This window comes from Amycolatopsis sp. WAC 04197 (assembly GCF_003947475.1).
GTDB classification, from domain to species: domain Bacteria; phylum Actinomycetota; class Actinomycetes; order Mycobacteriales; family Pseudonocardiaceae; genus Amycolatopsis; species Amycolatopsis japonica.
Genome location: NZ_QHJK01000009.1, coordinates 456,811 through 470,837 on the forward strand (window position 1 = coordinate 456,811; position 14,027 = coordinate 470,837).

At 69.1% G+C, this 14,027-nt stretch carries 15 protein-coding genes; 8 read left to right on the forward strand and 7 right to left on the reverse strand.

All coding sequences use genetic code 11. From position 1 onward, the window contains the following. Positions 1–8 precede the first annotated feature (8 nt). On the forward strand, positions 9–359 hold the full coding sequence (locus tag DMC64_RS32180) for a hypothetical protein (RefSeq protein ID WP_037343583.1): 351 nt from the start codon (positions 9–11) through the stop codon (positions 357–359). Here the strand turns inward: DMC64_RS32180 and DMC64_RS32185 are convergent. The 6 genes from DMC64_RS32185 to DMC64_RS32210 form a co-directional block, all read right to left on the reverse strand. Next, positions 347–1,480, reverse strand: coding sequence for a S8 family peptidase (locus tag DMC64_RS32185; protein WP_125736620.1), 1,134 nt, complete (start codon positions 1,478–1,480; stop codon positions 347–349). The genes DMC64_RS32180 and DMC64_RS32185 overlap by 13 nt on opposite strands. 122 nt (positions 1,481–1,602) lie before the next feature. After that, entirely contained in the window at positions 1,603–2,157 is a 555-nt protein-coding gene (gene hsaB / locus DMC64_RS32190; protein ID WP_038516026.1) for a 3-hydroxy-9,10-secoandrosta-1,3,5(10)-triene-9,17-dione monooxygenase reductase subunit, read from the reverse strand. Continuing rightward, on the reverse strand, positions 2,154–3,068 hold the full coding sequence (hsaC, locus tag DMC64_RS32195; protein WP_038516029.1) for an iron-dependent extradiol dioxygenase HsaC: 915 nt from the start codon (positions 3,066–3,068) through the stop codon (positions 2,154–2,156). Before hsaC ends, hsaB begins: the two co-directional genes overlap by 4 nt. Next, on the reverse strand, positions 3,068–3,916 hold the full coding sequence (hsaD, locus tag DMC64_RS32200; RefSeq protein WP_125736543.1) for a 4,5:9,10-diseco-3-hydroxy-5,9,17-trioxoandrosta-1(10),2-diene-4-oate hydrolase: 849 nt from the start codon (positions 3,914–3,916) through the stop codon (positions 3,068–3,070). Before hsaD ends, hsaC begins: the two co-directional genes overlap by 1 nt. Beyond that, entirely contained in the window at positions 3,916–5,091 is a 1,176-nt protein-coding gene (hsaA, locus tag DMC64_RS32205) for a 3-hydroxy-9,10-secoandrosta-1,3,5(10)-triene-9,17-dione monooxygenase oxygenase subunit (RefSeq protein ID WP_037343573.1), read from the reverse strand. Before hsaA ends, hsaD begins: the two co-directional genes overlap by 1 nt. 43 nt (positions 5,092–5,134) lie before the next feature. After that, positions 5,135–6,733: an FAD-binding protein gene (locus DMC64_RS32210; RefSeq protein WP_125736544.1), complete on the reverse strand. Its 1,599-nt coding sequence runs from the start codon at positions 6,731–6,733 to the stop codon at positions 5,135–5,137. Between the two features lie 99 nt (positions 6,734–6,832). Between DMC64_RS32210 and kstD the strand changes: the two genes are divergently transcribed. The 7 genes from kstD (at position 6,833) to DMC64_RS32245 (ending at position 13,154) form a co-directional block, all read left to right on the forward strand. Further along, complete coding sequence (gene kstD / locus DMC64_RS32215; protein WP_125736545.1) at positions 6,833–8,503, forward strand: 3-oxosteroid 1-dehydrogenase; 1,671 nt, start codon at positions 6,833–6,835, stop codon at positions 8,501–8,503. Continuing rightward, positions 8,500–9,639 (forward strand): Rieske 2Fe-2S domain-containing protein, encoded by a 1,140-nt coding sequence (locus DMC64_RS32220; RefSeq protein WP_125736546.1) that lies wholly within the window; start codon positions 8,500–8,502, stop codon positions 9,637–9,639. The genes kstD and DMC64_RS32220 overlap by 4 nt, the downstream gene beginning before the upstream one ends. Further along, on the forward strand, positions 9,636–9,896 hold the full coding sequence (locus DMC64_RS32225; protein ID WP_037343565.1) for a hypothetical protein: 261 nt from the start codon (positions 9,636–9,638) through the stop codon (positions 9,894–9,896). Before DMC64_RS32220 ends, DMC64_RS32225 begins: the two co-directional genes overlap by 4 nt. Continuing rightward, positions 9,893–10,918: a ferredoxin--NADP reductase gene (locus tag DMC64_RS32230; protein WP_125736547.1), complete on the forward strand. Its 1,026-nt coding sequence runs from the start codon at positions 9,893–9,895 to the stop codon at positions 10,916–10,918. Before DMC64_RS32225 ends, DMC64_RS32230 begins: the two co-directional genes overlap by 4 nt. 9 nt (positions 10,919–10,927) lie before the next feature. Then, positions 10,928–11,791, forward strand: coding sequence for a MaoC/PaaZ C-terminal domain-containing protein (locus DMC64_RS32235; protein WP_125736548.1), 864 nt, complete (start codon positions 10,928–10,930; stop codon positions 11,789–11,791). A 52-nt stretch (positions 11,792–11,843) separates the two neighbouring features. Then, a complete protein-coding gene (locus DMC64_RS32240) occupies positions 11,844–12,593 on the forward strand; it encodes a class I SAM-dependent methyltransferase (protein WP_125736622.1) in 750 nt (249 codons plus the stop codon). 99 nt (positions 12,594–12,692) lie between these two features. Then, positions 12,693–13,154 carry a riboflavin kinase gene (locus tag DMC64_RS32245; RefSeq protein ID WP_037343555.1) on the forward strand — a complete coding sequence of 154 codons (462 nt, stop codon included), beginning with the start codon at positions 12,693–12,695 and terminating at the stop codon, positions 13,152–13,154. A 264-nt stretch (positions 13,155–13,418) separates the two neighbouring features. On the opposite strand, the gene DMC64_RS32250 is transcribed toward DMC64_RS32245, so the two are convergent. After that, entirely contained in the window at positions 13,419–13,988 is a 570-nt protein-coding gene (locus DMC64_RS32250) for a DUF5134 domain-containing protein (protein WP_125736549.1), read from the reverse strand. Positions 13,989–14,027: the final 39 nt, after the last annotated feature.

The window sequence follows — 14,027 nt, forward strand, 5'->3', positions numbered from 1 at the left end:
TTCAGTGCATGTCGCCCCCGAAGATCTTCCCCGGCGCCACCCTGCATCCAGAACCGTTCCCGCGGGCCCTGCGCGCGGCGATCACGGCCAGCGGGCTCCCGCTCGACCGGATCCGCCATCGCCTCGAACTCCGCGGCGTCTCCATCAGTGTGCCGACGCTGAGCCATTGGCAGTCCGGCAGACGGAGACCGGAACGCCCGGAATCGCTCCGGGCGCTCGCCGAACTCGAACAACTGTTGTCCTTGCCGCCGTTGGCCTTGCGTTCCTTGCTCGGCCCGCCCCGGCCCCGCGGACGAAAGAGCTCGGTCCCGGCACAGCGCCGGGACCGAGCCACCCCCGAGGAAACCTATCCGACGTAGAGCGTGCGGTTCGGGCTGCCGCTACCGGGGTTGGTGACCTTCCCCGGAGTCGAAGCGCTGATCAGCGCCTGAGCGACCTGCGCCGCGGTGGCGCCGGTGTGCGTCGAGAGGTACAGCGCCGCGGCACCCGCCACGTGCGGCGCGGCGAACGAGGTGCCGTTACCGGTGTAGGTCGCGGTGTCGTTGTCCTTCCAGGCCGAGGTGATCGAGACGCCCGGCGCGAACAGGTCGACCACGGAACCGTAGTTGGAGAAGGAAGCGCGGCGGTCGGTGCGGTCCGCCGCGGCGACCGTGAGCGCCTCGGTGACCCGCGCGGGCGAGGTGTTCGCGGCGTTCACGTTGGAATTGCCGGCGGCGATCGTCCAGGTGACGCCCGACTTGATGGAGTTCCGCACCGCGGTGTCCAGCGCGGTCGACGCGCCACCGCCGAGGCTGGCGTTGGCCACGGCGGGTTTCTTGGCGTTCTTGGTGATCCAGTCGACGCCCGAGATCACCCCGGCGGTCGTGCCGCTTCCGTCGGAGCCGAGAACGCGCACCGGGTACAGCGAAGCACCCTTGGCGACACCGTATTTCGCACCGGCGATCGTGGCCGCGACATGGGTGCCGTGACCGTAACCGTCGTCCGCGTTCGTGTCATTGTCGACGAAGTCGTAACCCTGCTTCACCCGCCCGCCGAAATCGGTGTGCGTGGCACGGATTCCGGTGTCGAGAACGTAGACGTTCACATTCGAAGCGGTCGTCGAGTAGTTGTACTTGCCGTCGAGAGGAAGATCGCGCTGATCGATGCGGTCGAGCCCCCACGACGGCGGATTCGTCTGCGTCGCCTCGGCGCGCAGCACCTTGTTCTGTTCCACGAAGGCGACCGCCGGGTCGGCCGCGAGCCGTTTGGCCTGCCGCTCCTTCAGCGCCACCGAGAAACCGCTGATCCCCTGCGTGTACTGCCTCCCGATGGCACCGCCGAACTTGCTTGCCAGCGAAGGCTTGTCGGCGGTCGAGCCGTCCTTGAGCACGACGATGTAGCTGTCGGCGACGGCGCCTTCCGCACCGGCGCCGACGATCGCGCCCTCGGCCGCCTGCGCCGGCGTCACGCCTGCCAAAACCGTGACGACGGCGGCGGCCAACCCGATTCCGGTCAGTCTGCGAGAATTCACGTTGCTGTCCCCATTCCTTGGTGAGCTTCCGCCGAAAACGCTAAGCGGAAGCCGCAAGAAAGGACAGCTTTACATTTTTTCGTTTATACGGATTAAAGCCAATCATCGGGACGCGGCCACGGCATGAGCGCGGCGAGCGCGTCCGTCACCGGTTCGGTCACCGTGTACCGCCCGCGGTGGAACAGCAGCGGCCGATCGTCGGACGGTTCCCCGAGCGCGGTGACCCGGCCGACGACGACGTAATGGTCCCCCGCCTCGTGCACCGCTTCGAGCGTGCAGTCGATCCACGTCAAAGCCCCGGTCAGCAAAGGAGATCCGGACGGCGCGGGGGTCCAGTCGACCGACGCGAACTTGTCCGCGCCCCGCGCGCCGAACACCGCGCTGACGTCTTGCTGGTCTTCGGCCAGCACGTTGACGGCGAACCGGCCGGACTCGGCGAGTACAGCCCATGTCCGGGAAGTCTTGGCAGGGCAGAAAAGCACCAGCGGCGGATCCAGCGAAAGCGCCGCGAAAGACTGGCACGCGAAGCCCACCGGAGCCTCGCCGTCGTGTCCGGTCACGACCGCCACGCCCGTGCAGAAATGCCCGAGCACCGTGCGGAACCGTGCCGGATCGATGTCCGCGCCGAGGTCCGTCACCGGGGTCACGACTGCCCCGGCGGCCTGGCGCCGACTGAAAAGTCGTGTCCCCACAAGGAAACCGCCGTACTCTCTCGGGCGATCCAGCTTTCGTCGTCCACCTGACGCCCCTCGCAGCCGTATTCGACATCGAAGCCGCCGGGGGTCTTCATGTAGAACGAGAGCATCAGATCGTTGACGTGCCGCCCGAGGGTCGCCGACATCGGCACCTTCCGGCGGATGGCCCGGTCGAGGCAGAGACCGACGTCGTCGGTGTTCTCCACTTCGACCATGAGGTGCACGATGCCGCTGGGTGTCGGCATCGGCAGGAAGGCGAGACTGTGGTGACGCGGGTTGCAGCCGAAGAACCGCAGCCACGCCGGCGCGCCGTCGGCGGGCCTGCCGACCATCTGCGGTGGTAGTTTCATCGAGTCCCGCAGCCGGAATCCGAGCACGTCGCGGTAGAAGCGCAAGGACGCCTCATCGTCGTGTGTGGACAGGACGACGTGCCCGAGCCCTTGCTCGCCGGTCACGAATTTGTGTCCGTACGGGCTCACCACGCGCCGATGTTGCAAAGCGACTCCGTGGAACACTTCGAGCGTGTTGCCCGAGGGGTCCTCAAAGGACACAAGGCCGTCGACCCGGCGATCGGCCAGCTGATCCGGCGTGCCTTCCTTGTACGGCACCGAGTGCGCGTCGAGCGACGCCCGGATCTCGTCGAGTTCGCCGGCGTTGGCGACCTCCCAGCCCGCGACGGCGAGCCTGTCGCGCTCGCCGGGGAACACCACCAGCCGCGCCGGGAAATCGTCCATGCGCAGGTAAAGCGCCTCGGGATTCGTGCCGGAGCCCTCGACCATGCCGAGGACCTTCAGCCCGTATTCGCGCCACGCGGCCATGTCGGTGGCTTCGATACGCAGGTAGGCGAGCGAACGGATACCCATCAGGAGGCTCCCAGGAAGTCGAGTGCCAGCCGGTTGAACTCGTCGAACTTCTCCAGCTGCGCCCAGTGCCCGCAGCCGCCGAACACGTGCAGCTGCGCACGCGGGATCGTCTTGAGCGCGAGCAGCGCGCCGTCGAGCGGGTTCACCCGGTCTTCCCGGCCCCAGATGAGGAGCACACGCTGGCGCAGGCGATGCGCCTCACGCCACAGCATGCCCTCTTCGTAGGTGTCGGGCTGGGCGAACGACTTCCCCATCGCCTTCATCGCCGCCAGCGACTCGGGCGCGCTCGCGGCGGCGAACCGTTCGTCGATCAGCTCGTCGGTGATCAAAGACTGGTCGTGCACCATGATCCGCAGGAAGGCTTCGAGCTTCTCCCGGCTCGGCCCCGGCGGGGCACTGAACCGGCCGAGGTTCTTGATACCTTCGGTGGGATCGGGCGCGAACAGGTTCACGCTCAGACCGCCCGGCCCCATCAGGACCAGCCGCCCGGCGCGTTTCGGATGGTTGAGCGCGAGCCGCACGGAAGCCCCGCCGCCGAGCGAGTTCCCGACGAAATGCGCCCGCTCGATCCCGAGTTCGTCCATCAGCCCGGCCACGGCGTCCGCGCTGTGCCGGAAGTACTGCGGATGCTCGGTCGGTTTGTCCGACCGGCCGAACCCGGGCTGGTCGATGGCCAGCGTCCGGTAGTTCTTGCCGAACACCGGGAGGTTGCGGCCGAAGTTGCTCCACGCCGACGCGCCGGGCCCGCCGCCGTGCAGCAGGATCACCGTCTCGGGATGTTCCGCGCCCGCCTCGTGGTAATGCAGCTTGAGTCCACCTTGGACGGTGACGTACTTGCCTTCGGTCATCAGACCATCGCATTCTCGACGGGCAGCCCGAAGGCGCCGGTTCCGAACATGACGTAGGCGCGCTCGGCGTCGTTCGCCGCGTGCACCCGGCCGGCGTGGGCGTCGCGCCAGAACCGCTGGATCGGGGTTCCGGCCTGCAGCGCGCGACCGCCGGAGTTCTCGAAAAGCCTGTCGATGGCGAAGATCGCGCGTTCCGTGCCGCGGACCTGGTCACGGCGGACCCGCAGCCGCGTGGGGAACGGGAGCTTCTCCCCCTGGCACGCCAGCTGGTACAGCTCGTCGATGTTGTGCGTCAGCTGGAGCCAGGCCGCGTCGATCTCGCTGGCCGCCTCCGCGATCCGCACCTTCGCGAACGGGTCCTCTTTGGACTGTTCGCCCGCGTACGCCGCGCGGACCCGCTTGCCCTGGTACTCGACGTGCGCGTCGTACGCGCCCTGCGCCATCCCGATGATCGGCGCGGTGATCGTGCTCGGATGCACCGAACCGTACGGCAGTTTGTAGAGCGGCCCGGGGTTGATCTCCTGTCCCGGCGTCTTGCACTTCGACGTCGCGATGAAGCTCAGCGCGCGGTGCTTCGGGACGAACACGTCGTTCACGATGATGTCGTTGGACCCGGTGCCACGCAGGCCCACGGTGTCCCAGACGTCTTCGATCGTGTAGTCGGAGATCGGCACCAGATAGGTGCAGAAGTCGACGGGTTTCCCGTCCTTGAACGTCGGCCCGCCCAGCAGCACCCAGGTCGCGTGGTCGCAGCCGGAGGAGAAACTCCAGCGCCCGCTGAGCCGGTAGCCGCCCTCGACGACGTCCGCCTTGCCCATCGGCGCGTACGACGACGAGATCCGGACGTCGGTGTCGTCACCCCAGACGTCCTGCTGCGCCTGCGCCTCGAACAGCCCGAGGTGCCACGGGTGGACGCCGAGGATGGAGGCGACCCAGCCGGTGGACCCGCACGCGCTCGCGACGAGTTTGACCGCGGTGTAGAAGCTCACCGGGTCGGCTTCGATGCCACCGAAGGTCTTCGGCTGCAGCATTTTGAAGAACCCGGTCTCCTGCAGGGATTTGACGGACTCCTCGGGAACGCGCCTGGCGTCCTCCGCCTCCTGCGCCCGTTCCCGCAGGACCGGCAGCAGCTCCCGGATCCCCGCGATCACGTCCTGCGCGGCGTGCTCGCTCATATGCGTTCCCTCTCTCGCCATACTCCGTGAACCGGATCCAAGACTAGAACACGTTCTCGTTTTTGTCGACCGATCCCCGGTCGAGCGCACTGTGCAGTCCGGCGCGCCGACCGGAAAACACGCAGTCGGCCAGCGACAGACCGCTCACATAGGACCTAGAACAGATTCCCACCGCGGTCCGGCCCGCCGCGTACAGACCGCGGATGGGAACACCGGCCCCGGATCGCACGGCACCGGTCTCCTCGTCGACCACCAGGCCGCCCAGGGTCAGCATCGGGCAGGGATAGCCGAGGTTGGGCTTGATCGAGACGTCGATCAGCGAATACGGCGCCCGATCCAGCGGCCGCGCGAATTCCGCGGGCTTACCCGTCGGATCCGCACCGGAACGCGCGGCCTCGACCGTGGCGGCGAGCCCGCCCGGATCGACGCCCGCCTTGCGCGCGACCTCGTCCAGCGACCCGGCGACGACCCGCTGCCGCAGGAGATAACGCACCTGAAGTCCTTGGAACCATTGGCTTTGCCCGCGCGCGTCCCGTTTGACCTCCCCGACGATGGCGTCGTCGACCAGCAGCCAGCCGCGGCCGCCGTGCCCGGTGATCATGCGTTCGCCGACGGCGGCGCCGTAGCGGGATTCGTCGATGATCCGGCCGCCCGTCTCGTCCACGAGCAGGCCGCCGAGGAACGCCGACGGCGGGGTGATGAACCGCCAGGCGGAGATCCGCCCGAGTTCGGCGGTGGCCCCGCCCGCCTCGACACCCATCCGGATACCGGATCCGTCGTCGGCCGAGGTCCCGAGCGCCAGCCCGCCCCGGTACGCGGGCGCGTGCTCACGCACCATCTCGCGGTTCGCGATGAACCCGCCCGCCGCGAGAACGACCCCGCGCGTGGCGGAAATCCGCAGCTCACGGCCGTATCGGCGTTCGATCCGCTCCGCCCGCCGGTGCAGCGACTTCCGCAGCGACGGCACATAGATCCCCGGCTTCGCGGCATACGCCGACAGCCTCCGGTGCGCGGCCCGCACGCGAGCGGGAGCGTCCCGCAGGGTGGACACCACGACGCCGGTGACGGTTCCGTCGTCGTCCACGATCAGGTTCCGCGCCGCCGTCTGCGGCAGTACCTGGATCCCGCGGCTCCGGACCGCCGCCATCAGGCGTTTCATCAGCAGTTTCCCGGAAGTGCCGGTCCCCTTGACGCGATGTCCGCGCGGCGCGGGCTTGGCCGCGTCACGGAAACCGCCGGCCGCCTCGCTACCCGAGTAGTACAGATAGTGCTTGTCGCTCGGATAAGACGTCTTGTACGGGCACAAACTGCCCTCGAAGGGCACGCCGTTGCCTTCCAGCCACGAGATCATCTCCGTACTCCCCGCGCAGAACCGCCGCAGGGTCTCCTCGGAGACGACGTCGCCGACCTCGAGCCGCAGGTAGTCGTACATCGCGTCGACGCTGTCGTCGACGCCCGCGTCCCGCTGCTGCGCCGTCCCGCCACCGGCGTAGACGACACCGCCGCTGACCGCGCTCGCGCCACCGCCGGAGAACCGGTCCAGCACGAGCACCCGGGCACCGGCGTCGGCCGCTTCGATCGCCGCGCAGGCGCCCGCCGCACCGAAACCCACGATCACCACATCCGCGACGAGGGAGTCCATGGCCCCACCCTAGAACTAGAACACGTTCTCGTCTATGGTGACTGGAGCAGCGCGGATGCTGCTCGATGCTTCCTACAACGTGTTTCAGGTGAGGGGCGTATGGAGTTCGACGTGATCGTGGCGGGCACCGGTGCCGCCGGGATGACCGCCGCACTGTCCGCAGCCCACCGGGGACTCGAGGTCCTGGTCGTGGAGAAGGCCGCCCACTTCGGCGGCTCCACCGCGCGCTCCGGCGGCGGCGTCTGGATCCCCGGCAACCACGCGCTGCGGGCGGCCGGGATCTCCGAACCCCCGGAGCGGGCGCGCGAATACCTCGAAGCGATCGTCGGTGACGTGGTCCCCGCCGAACTCCGGTCGGCCTTCCTCGACCGCGGCCCCGAGGTGCTGTCCTTCGTCTGCGACCACACGCCGTTGCGCTTCCGCTGGGTCCGCGGTTACTCGGACTACCACCCGGAAGCCCCCGGCGGGCGCGCCGGCGGACGCTCGGTCGAACCGGTCGCGCTCGACGGCAACCTGCTTGGCCCGGAACTGGCGAATCTGGAGCCGCCGTACAGCGCTCCCCCGCTGGGCGCGCCGATCACCCAGGCGGACTACCGGTGGCTGAGCCTGCTCGCCCGGCACCCGCGCGGCGTCCTCCGCGTGCTGAGCCTCGGCGGCCGCTGGCTCGCGGGCCGGATCCGCCGTCAGCGGCTGCTGTCCATGGGGCAAGCGCTTGCGGCCGGGCTGCGTGAGGGACTGCGACGGGCGGAGGTTCCCGTCTGGCTGAACACTCCCCTGGTGGATCTGGAGATCGAAGGCGACCGGGTGACCGGCGTCGTCGTCCGCCACGAGGGTGAGGACAAGACGATCCGCGCGCGGCTCGGTGTCGTCCTCGGCGCGGGCGGGTTCGAGCGCAACGAGGAGATGCGGGTCAAGTACCAGCGGGCGCCCATCGGTACGGAGTGGACCGTCGGCGCGGAGGCCAACACCGGCGACGCCATCGACGCCGGACTCAAACTCGGCGCGGCCGTCGATCTGATGGACGACGCCTGGTGGGGTCCGTCCATCCCGCTCACCGGCGGCCCGTGGTTCGCGCTCGCCGAGCGGTCGCGGCCGGGCTGCCTGATGGTCAACGGGCGGGGCGAGCGTTTCGTCAACGAGTCGGCGCCCTACGTCGAGGCCGTGCACGCGATGTACGGCGACGGGGACGGCCCCGGCGAGAACTTCCCGACCTGGCTGGTGTTCGACCAGCGCAACCGCAACCGGTACATGTTCACCGGCCTCGGGCCCCGCCAGCCGCTGCCCGGCCGCTGGTTCAAAGCGGGCATCGCGGTCAAAGCGAGCACCATCGCGAAACTCGCCGAGCGGATCGAGGTCCCGGCCGACGCGCTGGAGAACACCGTGCGCCGGTTCAACGGGTTCGCGAAAAGCGGCGTGGACGAGGACTTCCACCGCGGGCGCAGCGCGTACGACCACTACTACGGCGACCCGCGGAACAAACCCAACCCGAGCCTGGGCCCGCTGGACGTCGCGCCGTACTACGCGGTGAAGATCGTGCCCGGCGACCTGGGCACCAAGGGCGGATTGAGGATCGACCCGCACGCCCGCGTCCTGCGCGAGGACGGGTCGGTCATCGAAGGGCTTTACGCGGCGGGCAACACGAGTGCGGCGGTGATGGGCCGCACCTACGCCGGCCCCGGCGCGACGATCGGCCCGGCGATGGTGTTCGGCTACCTTGCGGCCGAGCACCTCGCGCAGCAAGATCACACCAAAGCGGGAGGCAGCCGATGACGACGGAATCCGTACGGCAGATCGACGCGGGCGCACCCCCCACGCGGTTCGCGCGCGGGTGGCACTGCCTCGGCCTCGCCGAGTCGTTCCGCGACGGGAAACCGCACGCCATCACCGCGTTCGGGACGAAACTGGTGGTCTTCGCCGATTCGTCCGGCAAGCTGAACGTGCTCGACGGGTACTGCCGCCACATGGGCGGCGACCTCACCCAGGGCGAGGTCAAGGGCGACGAGATCGCCTGCCCGTTCCACGACTGGCGCTGGAACGGAAACGGCAAATGCGTCTCGATCCCCTACGCCAAACGGGTTCCGCTGCGGGCACGCACGAAGTCGTGGCAGGTGCTGGAGGAGAACAAGCAGCTGTTCGTCTGGCACGACCCGGAGGGCAACCCGCCGCCGGACGACGTCGTCATCCCGCGGATCGAGGGCATCTTCACCGGTGAGTGGAGCAACTGGACCTGGGATTCGGTGCTCATCGAGGGCTCCAACTGCCGCGAGATCATCGACAACATGGTCGACATGGCGCATTTCTTCTACATCCACTACGCCTTCCCGACCTACTTCAAGAACGTGTTCGAAGGCCATATCGCCACGCAGTACCTCAACACGAAGGGCCGCCCGGACAAGGGCATGGCGTCGAACTACGGCGGCGAGGAGAACCTGCTGCGGTCCGAGGCGTCGTACTTCGGCCCGTCGTACATGATCAACAAGCTGCTCAACACGTACCAGGGTTTCGAGATCGAGAACGTGCTGATCAACTGCCACTACCCGGTCACCGAGAACTCGTTCGTCCTGCAGTGGGGCGTGAGCGTGAAGAAGTTCGAGGGTGTCTCGGACGAGCACGCGGACAAGATCGCCGGGAAGTTCGCCAAGGGTATCGGCGTCGGCTTCCTGCAGGACGTCGAGATCTGGCGGAACAAGACCCGTATCGACAATCCGTTGCTGTGCGAGGAAGACGGGCCGGTGTATCAGCTGCGCCGCTGGTACGACCAGTTCTATGTGGACGCGGCCGACGTCACCGAGGACATGACGCGGCGGTTCGAGTTCGAAGTGGACACCAGCCGCGCCAACGAGGTCTGGGCGGCGGAGGTGGCCGAGAACCTGGCACGACAGCAGGCGAAAGAGGCCGGGGTGTGAAGCCCGAGACCGTCGAATTCCTCACCGCCGGGCTGCGGCCGCTGACCTGCCGCTCGTGCGGGACGTGCGTGCTGGTCAAGAAGAACAGCATGCAGCACACCAGCATCCAGTGGACGAGTGACGCGTCCCGGAGCTGCCCGGTGTTCGCCGAGCAGAAGGCTTCCGGCGCGCAGACCGCGTTGCTCGACACCTGCGGCAATCTCACTGAGAGCATCGAGATCGCCTTGAAAGACGGACTGCTGGAGGTGCCCGAATGAGCGGTCCCGTCACCGTGACCGTGGCCGAGGTGATCACCGAGACGGCCGACGCGCGGTCGATCGTGTTCGACATCCCGGCCGAGCACGTCTCCTCTTTCGCTTACGCCCCAGGACAGTTCCTCACGTTGCGCGTGCCGAGCGAACGGACCGGCTCGGTGGCCCGCTGCTACTCGCTCTCCAGCGCGCCGCATGAGGGCCGGGTGCAGGTCACCGTCAAGCGCACCGCCGACGGCTACGGGTCGAACTGGCTGTGCGACAACCTCCAAGCAGGGCAAGAGGTCCAGGTGCTCCCGCCGGCCGGGGTGTTCAGCCCCGCGTCGCTCGACGAGGACTTCCTGCTGCTCGCGGGCGGCAGCGGGATCACGCCGGTGATGTCGATCCTCAAATCCGCGCTGGAACACGGCACCGGCAAGGTGGTGCTCCTGTACGCGAACCGCGACGAGAAGTCAGTGATCTTCGCGCGGGAGCTGGCGGACCTCGCCGCCCGGTACCCGGACCGGCTGGCCGTCGTGCACTGGCTGGAGAGCCTGCAGGGGCTGCCGACGGAAGCGCACCTGCGCGCGCTGGTGGCGCCGTACACCGCGCACGAGGCGTTCATCTGCGGACCCGGGCCGTTCATGGACGCGGCGCGCGCGGTGCTCAAGGACCTCGGGCTGCCGCGCAAGCGGATCCACCTGGAGCGGTTCCTGTCGCTGGGCGGGAACCCGTTCGAGGTGGCCGAGCCCGTCGCCGTCGAAGAGGCCGAGACCCCGGCGTCGGTCGAGGTCACCCTCGACGGCGAGACCAGGAACCTCGCCTGGCCGCGCCGGACGAAACTGCTGGACCTGTTGCTGGAAAAGGGCTTCGACGCGCCGTACTCGTGCCGCGAGGGGCAGTGCAGCGCGTGCGCCTGCCGGATCGTCTCCGGCGAGGTGAAGATGCTGAACAACGAGGTCCTCGACGGCGACGACATCGCCGAAGGCATCGTGCTGGCGTGCCAGTCCCTGCCGCTGACCGACGAGGTCACCGTCACCTACGAGTAGGAGTCCCCCGTGCCCATCGATCCTTCGGTCGCGATCGGCGCCGACCTCGGCGAGGTGAGTTTCGCCTGGACCGCCTCCGACGTGCAGCTCTACCATCTGGCGCTGGGCGCCGGCGCGGACCCGATGAGCCCGCGCGAACTGCGCTACACCTACGAAGACGGCCTCCAGGTGCTGCCGACGTTCGCCACCGTGGCGGCGAACCTGCGTGTGTTCGAGCCGCCCGCGGTCTCGTTCCCCGGCGTCGAGGTCGACCTCGGGAAAGTGCTGCACGGCAAGCAGGAAGTCATCGCGCACCGGCCCCTCCCGGTCTCGGGGAAGGCCGTGGCGCGGACGCGGATCGTCGACGTCTTCGACAAGGGCAAGGCGGCCGTGATCGTGAACGAGACGATCGCCACCGACTCGGACGGCACTCCACTGTGGACACTGCGGTCGAGCATCTTCGCCCGTGGTGAAGGAGGTTTCGGCGGCGAACGCGGCCCGTCCGACCGGGCCGAACCCCCGTCGCGGGAGCCGGACGCCGTCATCGACACCCCGACGCTGCCGCAACAGGCGCTGCTCTACCGGCTCTGCGGGGACCGCAACCCCCTGCACGCCGACCCCGCGTTCGCCGCGGCGGCCGGGTTCGACAGGCCGATCCTGCACGGCCTGTGCACCTACGGCGTCGTCGCGAAGGCGGTCACCGACGCGTGCCTCGACGGCGACACCGCCCGCGTCGCGTCGTTCTCGGCCAAGTTCGCCGGTGTCGTCTTCCCCGGCGAGCCGCTGCGGACCCGGGTCTGGCGCGAGCCCGCCGGGCTGCTGATCGCGACCACGGCGCCGGACCGGGACGACGCGCCCGTCCTTTCCGACACTTTCTTGACCACGACAGACTGAATCATCGTTCCCGCAGGTAGCGCACCTGGCTAGACTCGGCCGGGTGCGCCCCTTGATCTCGGACCCGTATGCCGAACTCGGCCGGGACTACGCGCGATCGAGACGGCCGGATCCCCGCGTCGCCGCCGCCATCACCGCGGCCCTCGGCGACGCGCGCTCGGTGGTCAACGTCGGGGCGGGAGCCGGTTCCTACGAGCCGGAAGACCGCGACGTGGTGGCCGTCGAGCCGTCACGGCGGATGATCGCGCAGCGTCCCGCCACGGCGGCGCCCGCCGTCCAGGCGTGCGCGGAAGGCCTGCCCTTCGCCGACGGCGCCTTCGACGTCGCCCTGGCCGTGCTCACCGTGCACCACTGGACGGACGTGACCGCAGGGTTGGCCGAGTTGCGGCGCGTCTCCCGCCGCCAGGTGATCGTGACCTGGGACCAGGCGGTGTTCGCGCGGTTCTGGCTGGTGCGGGACTACCTGCCGGAGATCGCCGAACACGAGAGCAGGCTGGCCTGCCTCGACCGGATCGTCGCAGAACTGACCGAGGCGGGTTCGGCGCCCACGGTGGCGCCGCTGCCGGTGCCGTCGGACTGCGTCGACGGATTCCTCGGCGCGTATTGGCGCAGGCCGGAGGCGTACCTGTCCGAGCGCGTGCGCGCGGGGATGTCCGGCGTGGCCCTGCTGGATCAGAACGTCGTCGCGACGGCCGTCGAGCGGCTGCGCGCCGATCTCGCGGACGGGCACTGGCACCGGCACCACGTCGGGCTGCTCGGCCGGACGGAACTCGACCTCGGCTATCGGCTTGTCATCACGTGACCGAGTACACAGTGGACACTCCCGGGTCGTGAACGGCGGTCGACCCCGGCCGCGAGGCATGGTATTCATGGCTCTCGTGACGGCAGGGACGGGAGCGGCATGACGACGGAGTACTTCGTGGTCCGTGGCCAGGTGGAGAAGGGCGATCAGCGGGGCAGGGAACTGGGTTTCCCGACCGCCAACATCGCGCTGCGCGACCAGGACGGCCAGGTCGGCGACGGAGTGTGGGCGGGCTGGGCCGAACGCGCCGACGGCACCCGGATCGCGGCCGCGGTCTCGGTCGGCAGGCGGCCGACCTACTACGGCGCGGACGGATACCGGCTCGTCGAGGCGCATCTGCTGGACTTCAGCGGCGACCTCTACGGCGAGGTGCTGACCGTATGGCTGGGCCACCACCTGCGCGAGCAGGAGGCGTACCCGTCGTCGGAGGCGCTGATCGTCGCGCTCAACAAGGACATCGCCGACGCGCGCAAGTGGGCCGCGGAGAACCCGGCCGGCGGTTTGCCGGACGCGGGTGCCGCGGAGGCCGGTGTCGTGCGGCGCGTGCCGCTCGGTTCCTAGACCGCCGCAGGACATCTGCTTCAAGCGGTCCGATCGCCCACGACCGCCGCGTGGCGAGGGCGCGAAAGCCACTTTCGCGACCTTAGATGTCTCGAAAGTGGCTTTCGCGACACGTCTTCCAGCCCGGCTCACCACTTACGCCCCTAGAACCGGCACTTCATCCAGGACTTCGGCACCGGCTTCCGACGGCCGTTGCGAAAGCCACTTTCGCAACGTTGAGTGTTGCGAAAGTGGCTTTCGCAACACGCGCGACGGCTCCCGCCCCTAAACGGCCGCACCCAGCAGCATGTAGCCCATGCCGAGCCCCATGATCACCCGGCACACCCGCCGCGACGTCTGACCGGAGGCCGTGGCGCCCCGCGACGCCAGCACCCCGGCGCGCACGGCGTCCGCCGCGAAATACGCGGCCACGGCGCCGAACAGCAGCGAAAGCCACAGCGCGGAAGTGCCGCCGGGGCCGGACATCACCAGCCACGGCCCGTGGGACACCTCGCTGTGCGGCATGAACGTCACCATGAACAGCATCGCGACGGCGGACACGGCGTGATGCCCGCACGACGAGTGCCCGGAGCGCCGCCCCTTCCACCACGAGACGGCGAACCACCCCGCGGTCAGCGCCAGCACCGCCTGCCAGCCCGCCGCCGGGATCGGGCCGCCCACCGGCGACAGCATCGCGACCATGGCGACGACGAGGAGCAGTTCGGCCAGGTCGCCGTTGCGGACCGCCGCGCCCTGCCTGCCGTAGTCCAGCCGGACGAGTCTCAGCACGCAGGGCAGGACGAGCGCCGCGAACACCGCGGTCAGGGTCCACGCGACGACGATTGGTCCAGACATGGCACCTCCCGGCCGGTAACCCCTTCACCGTGGCAGGTG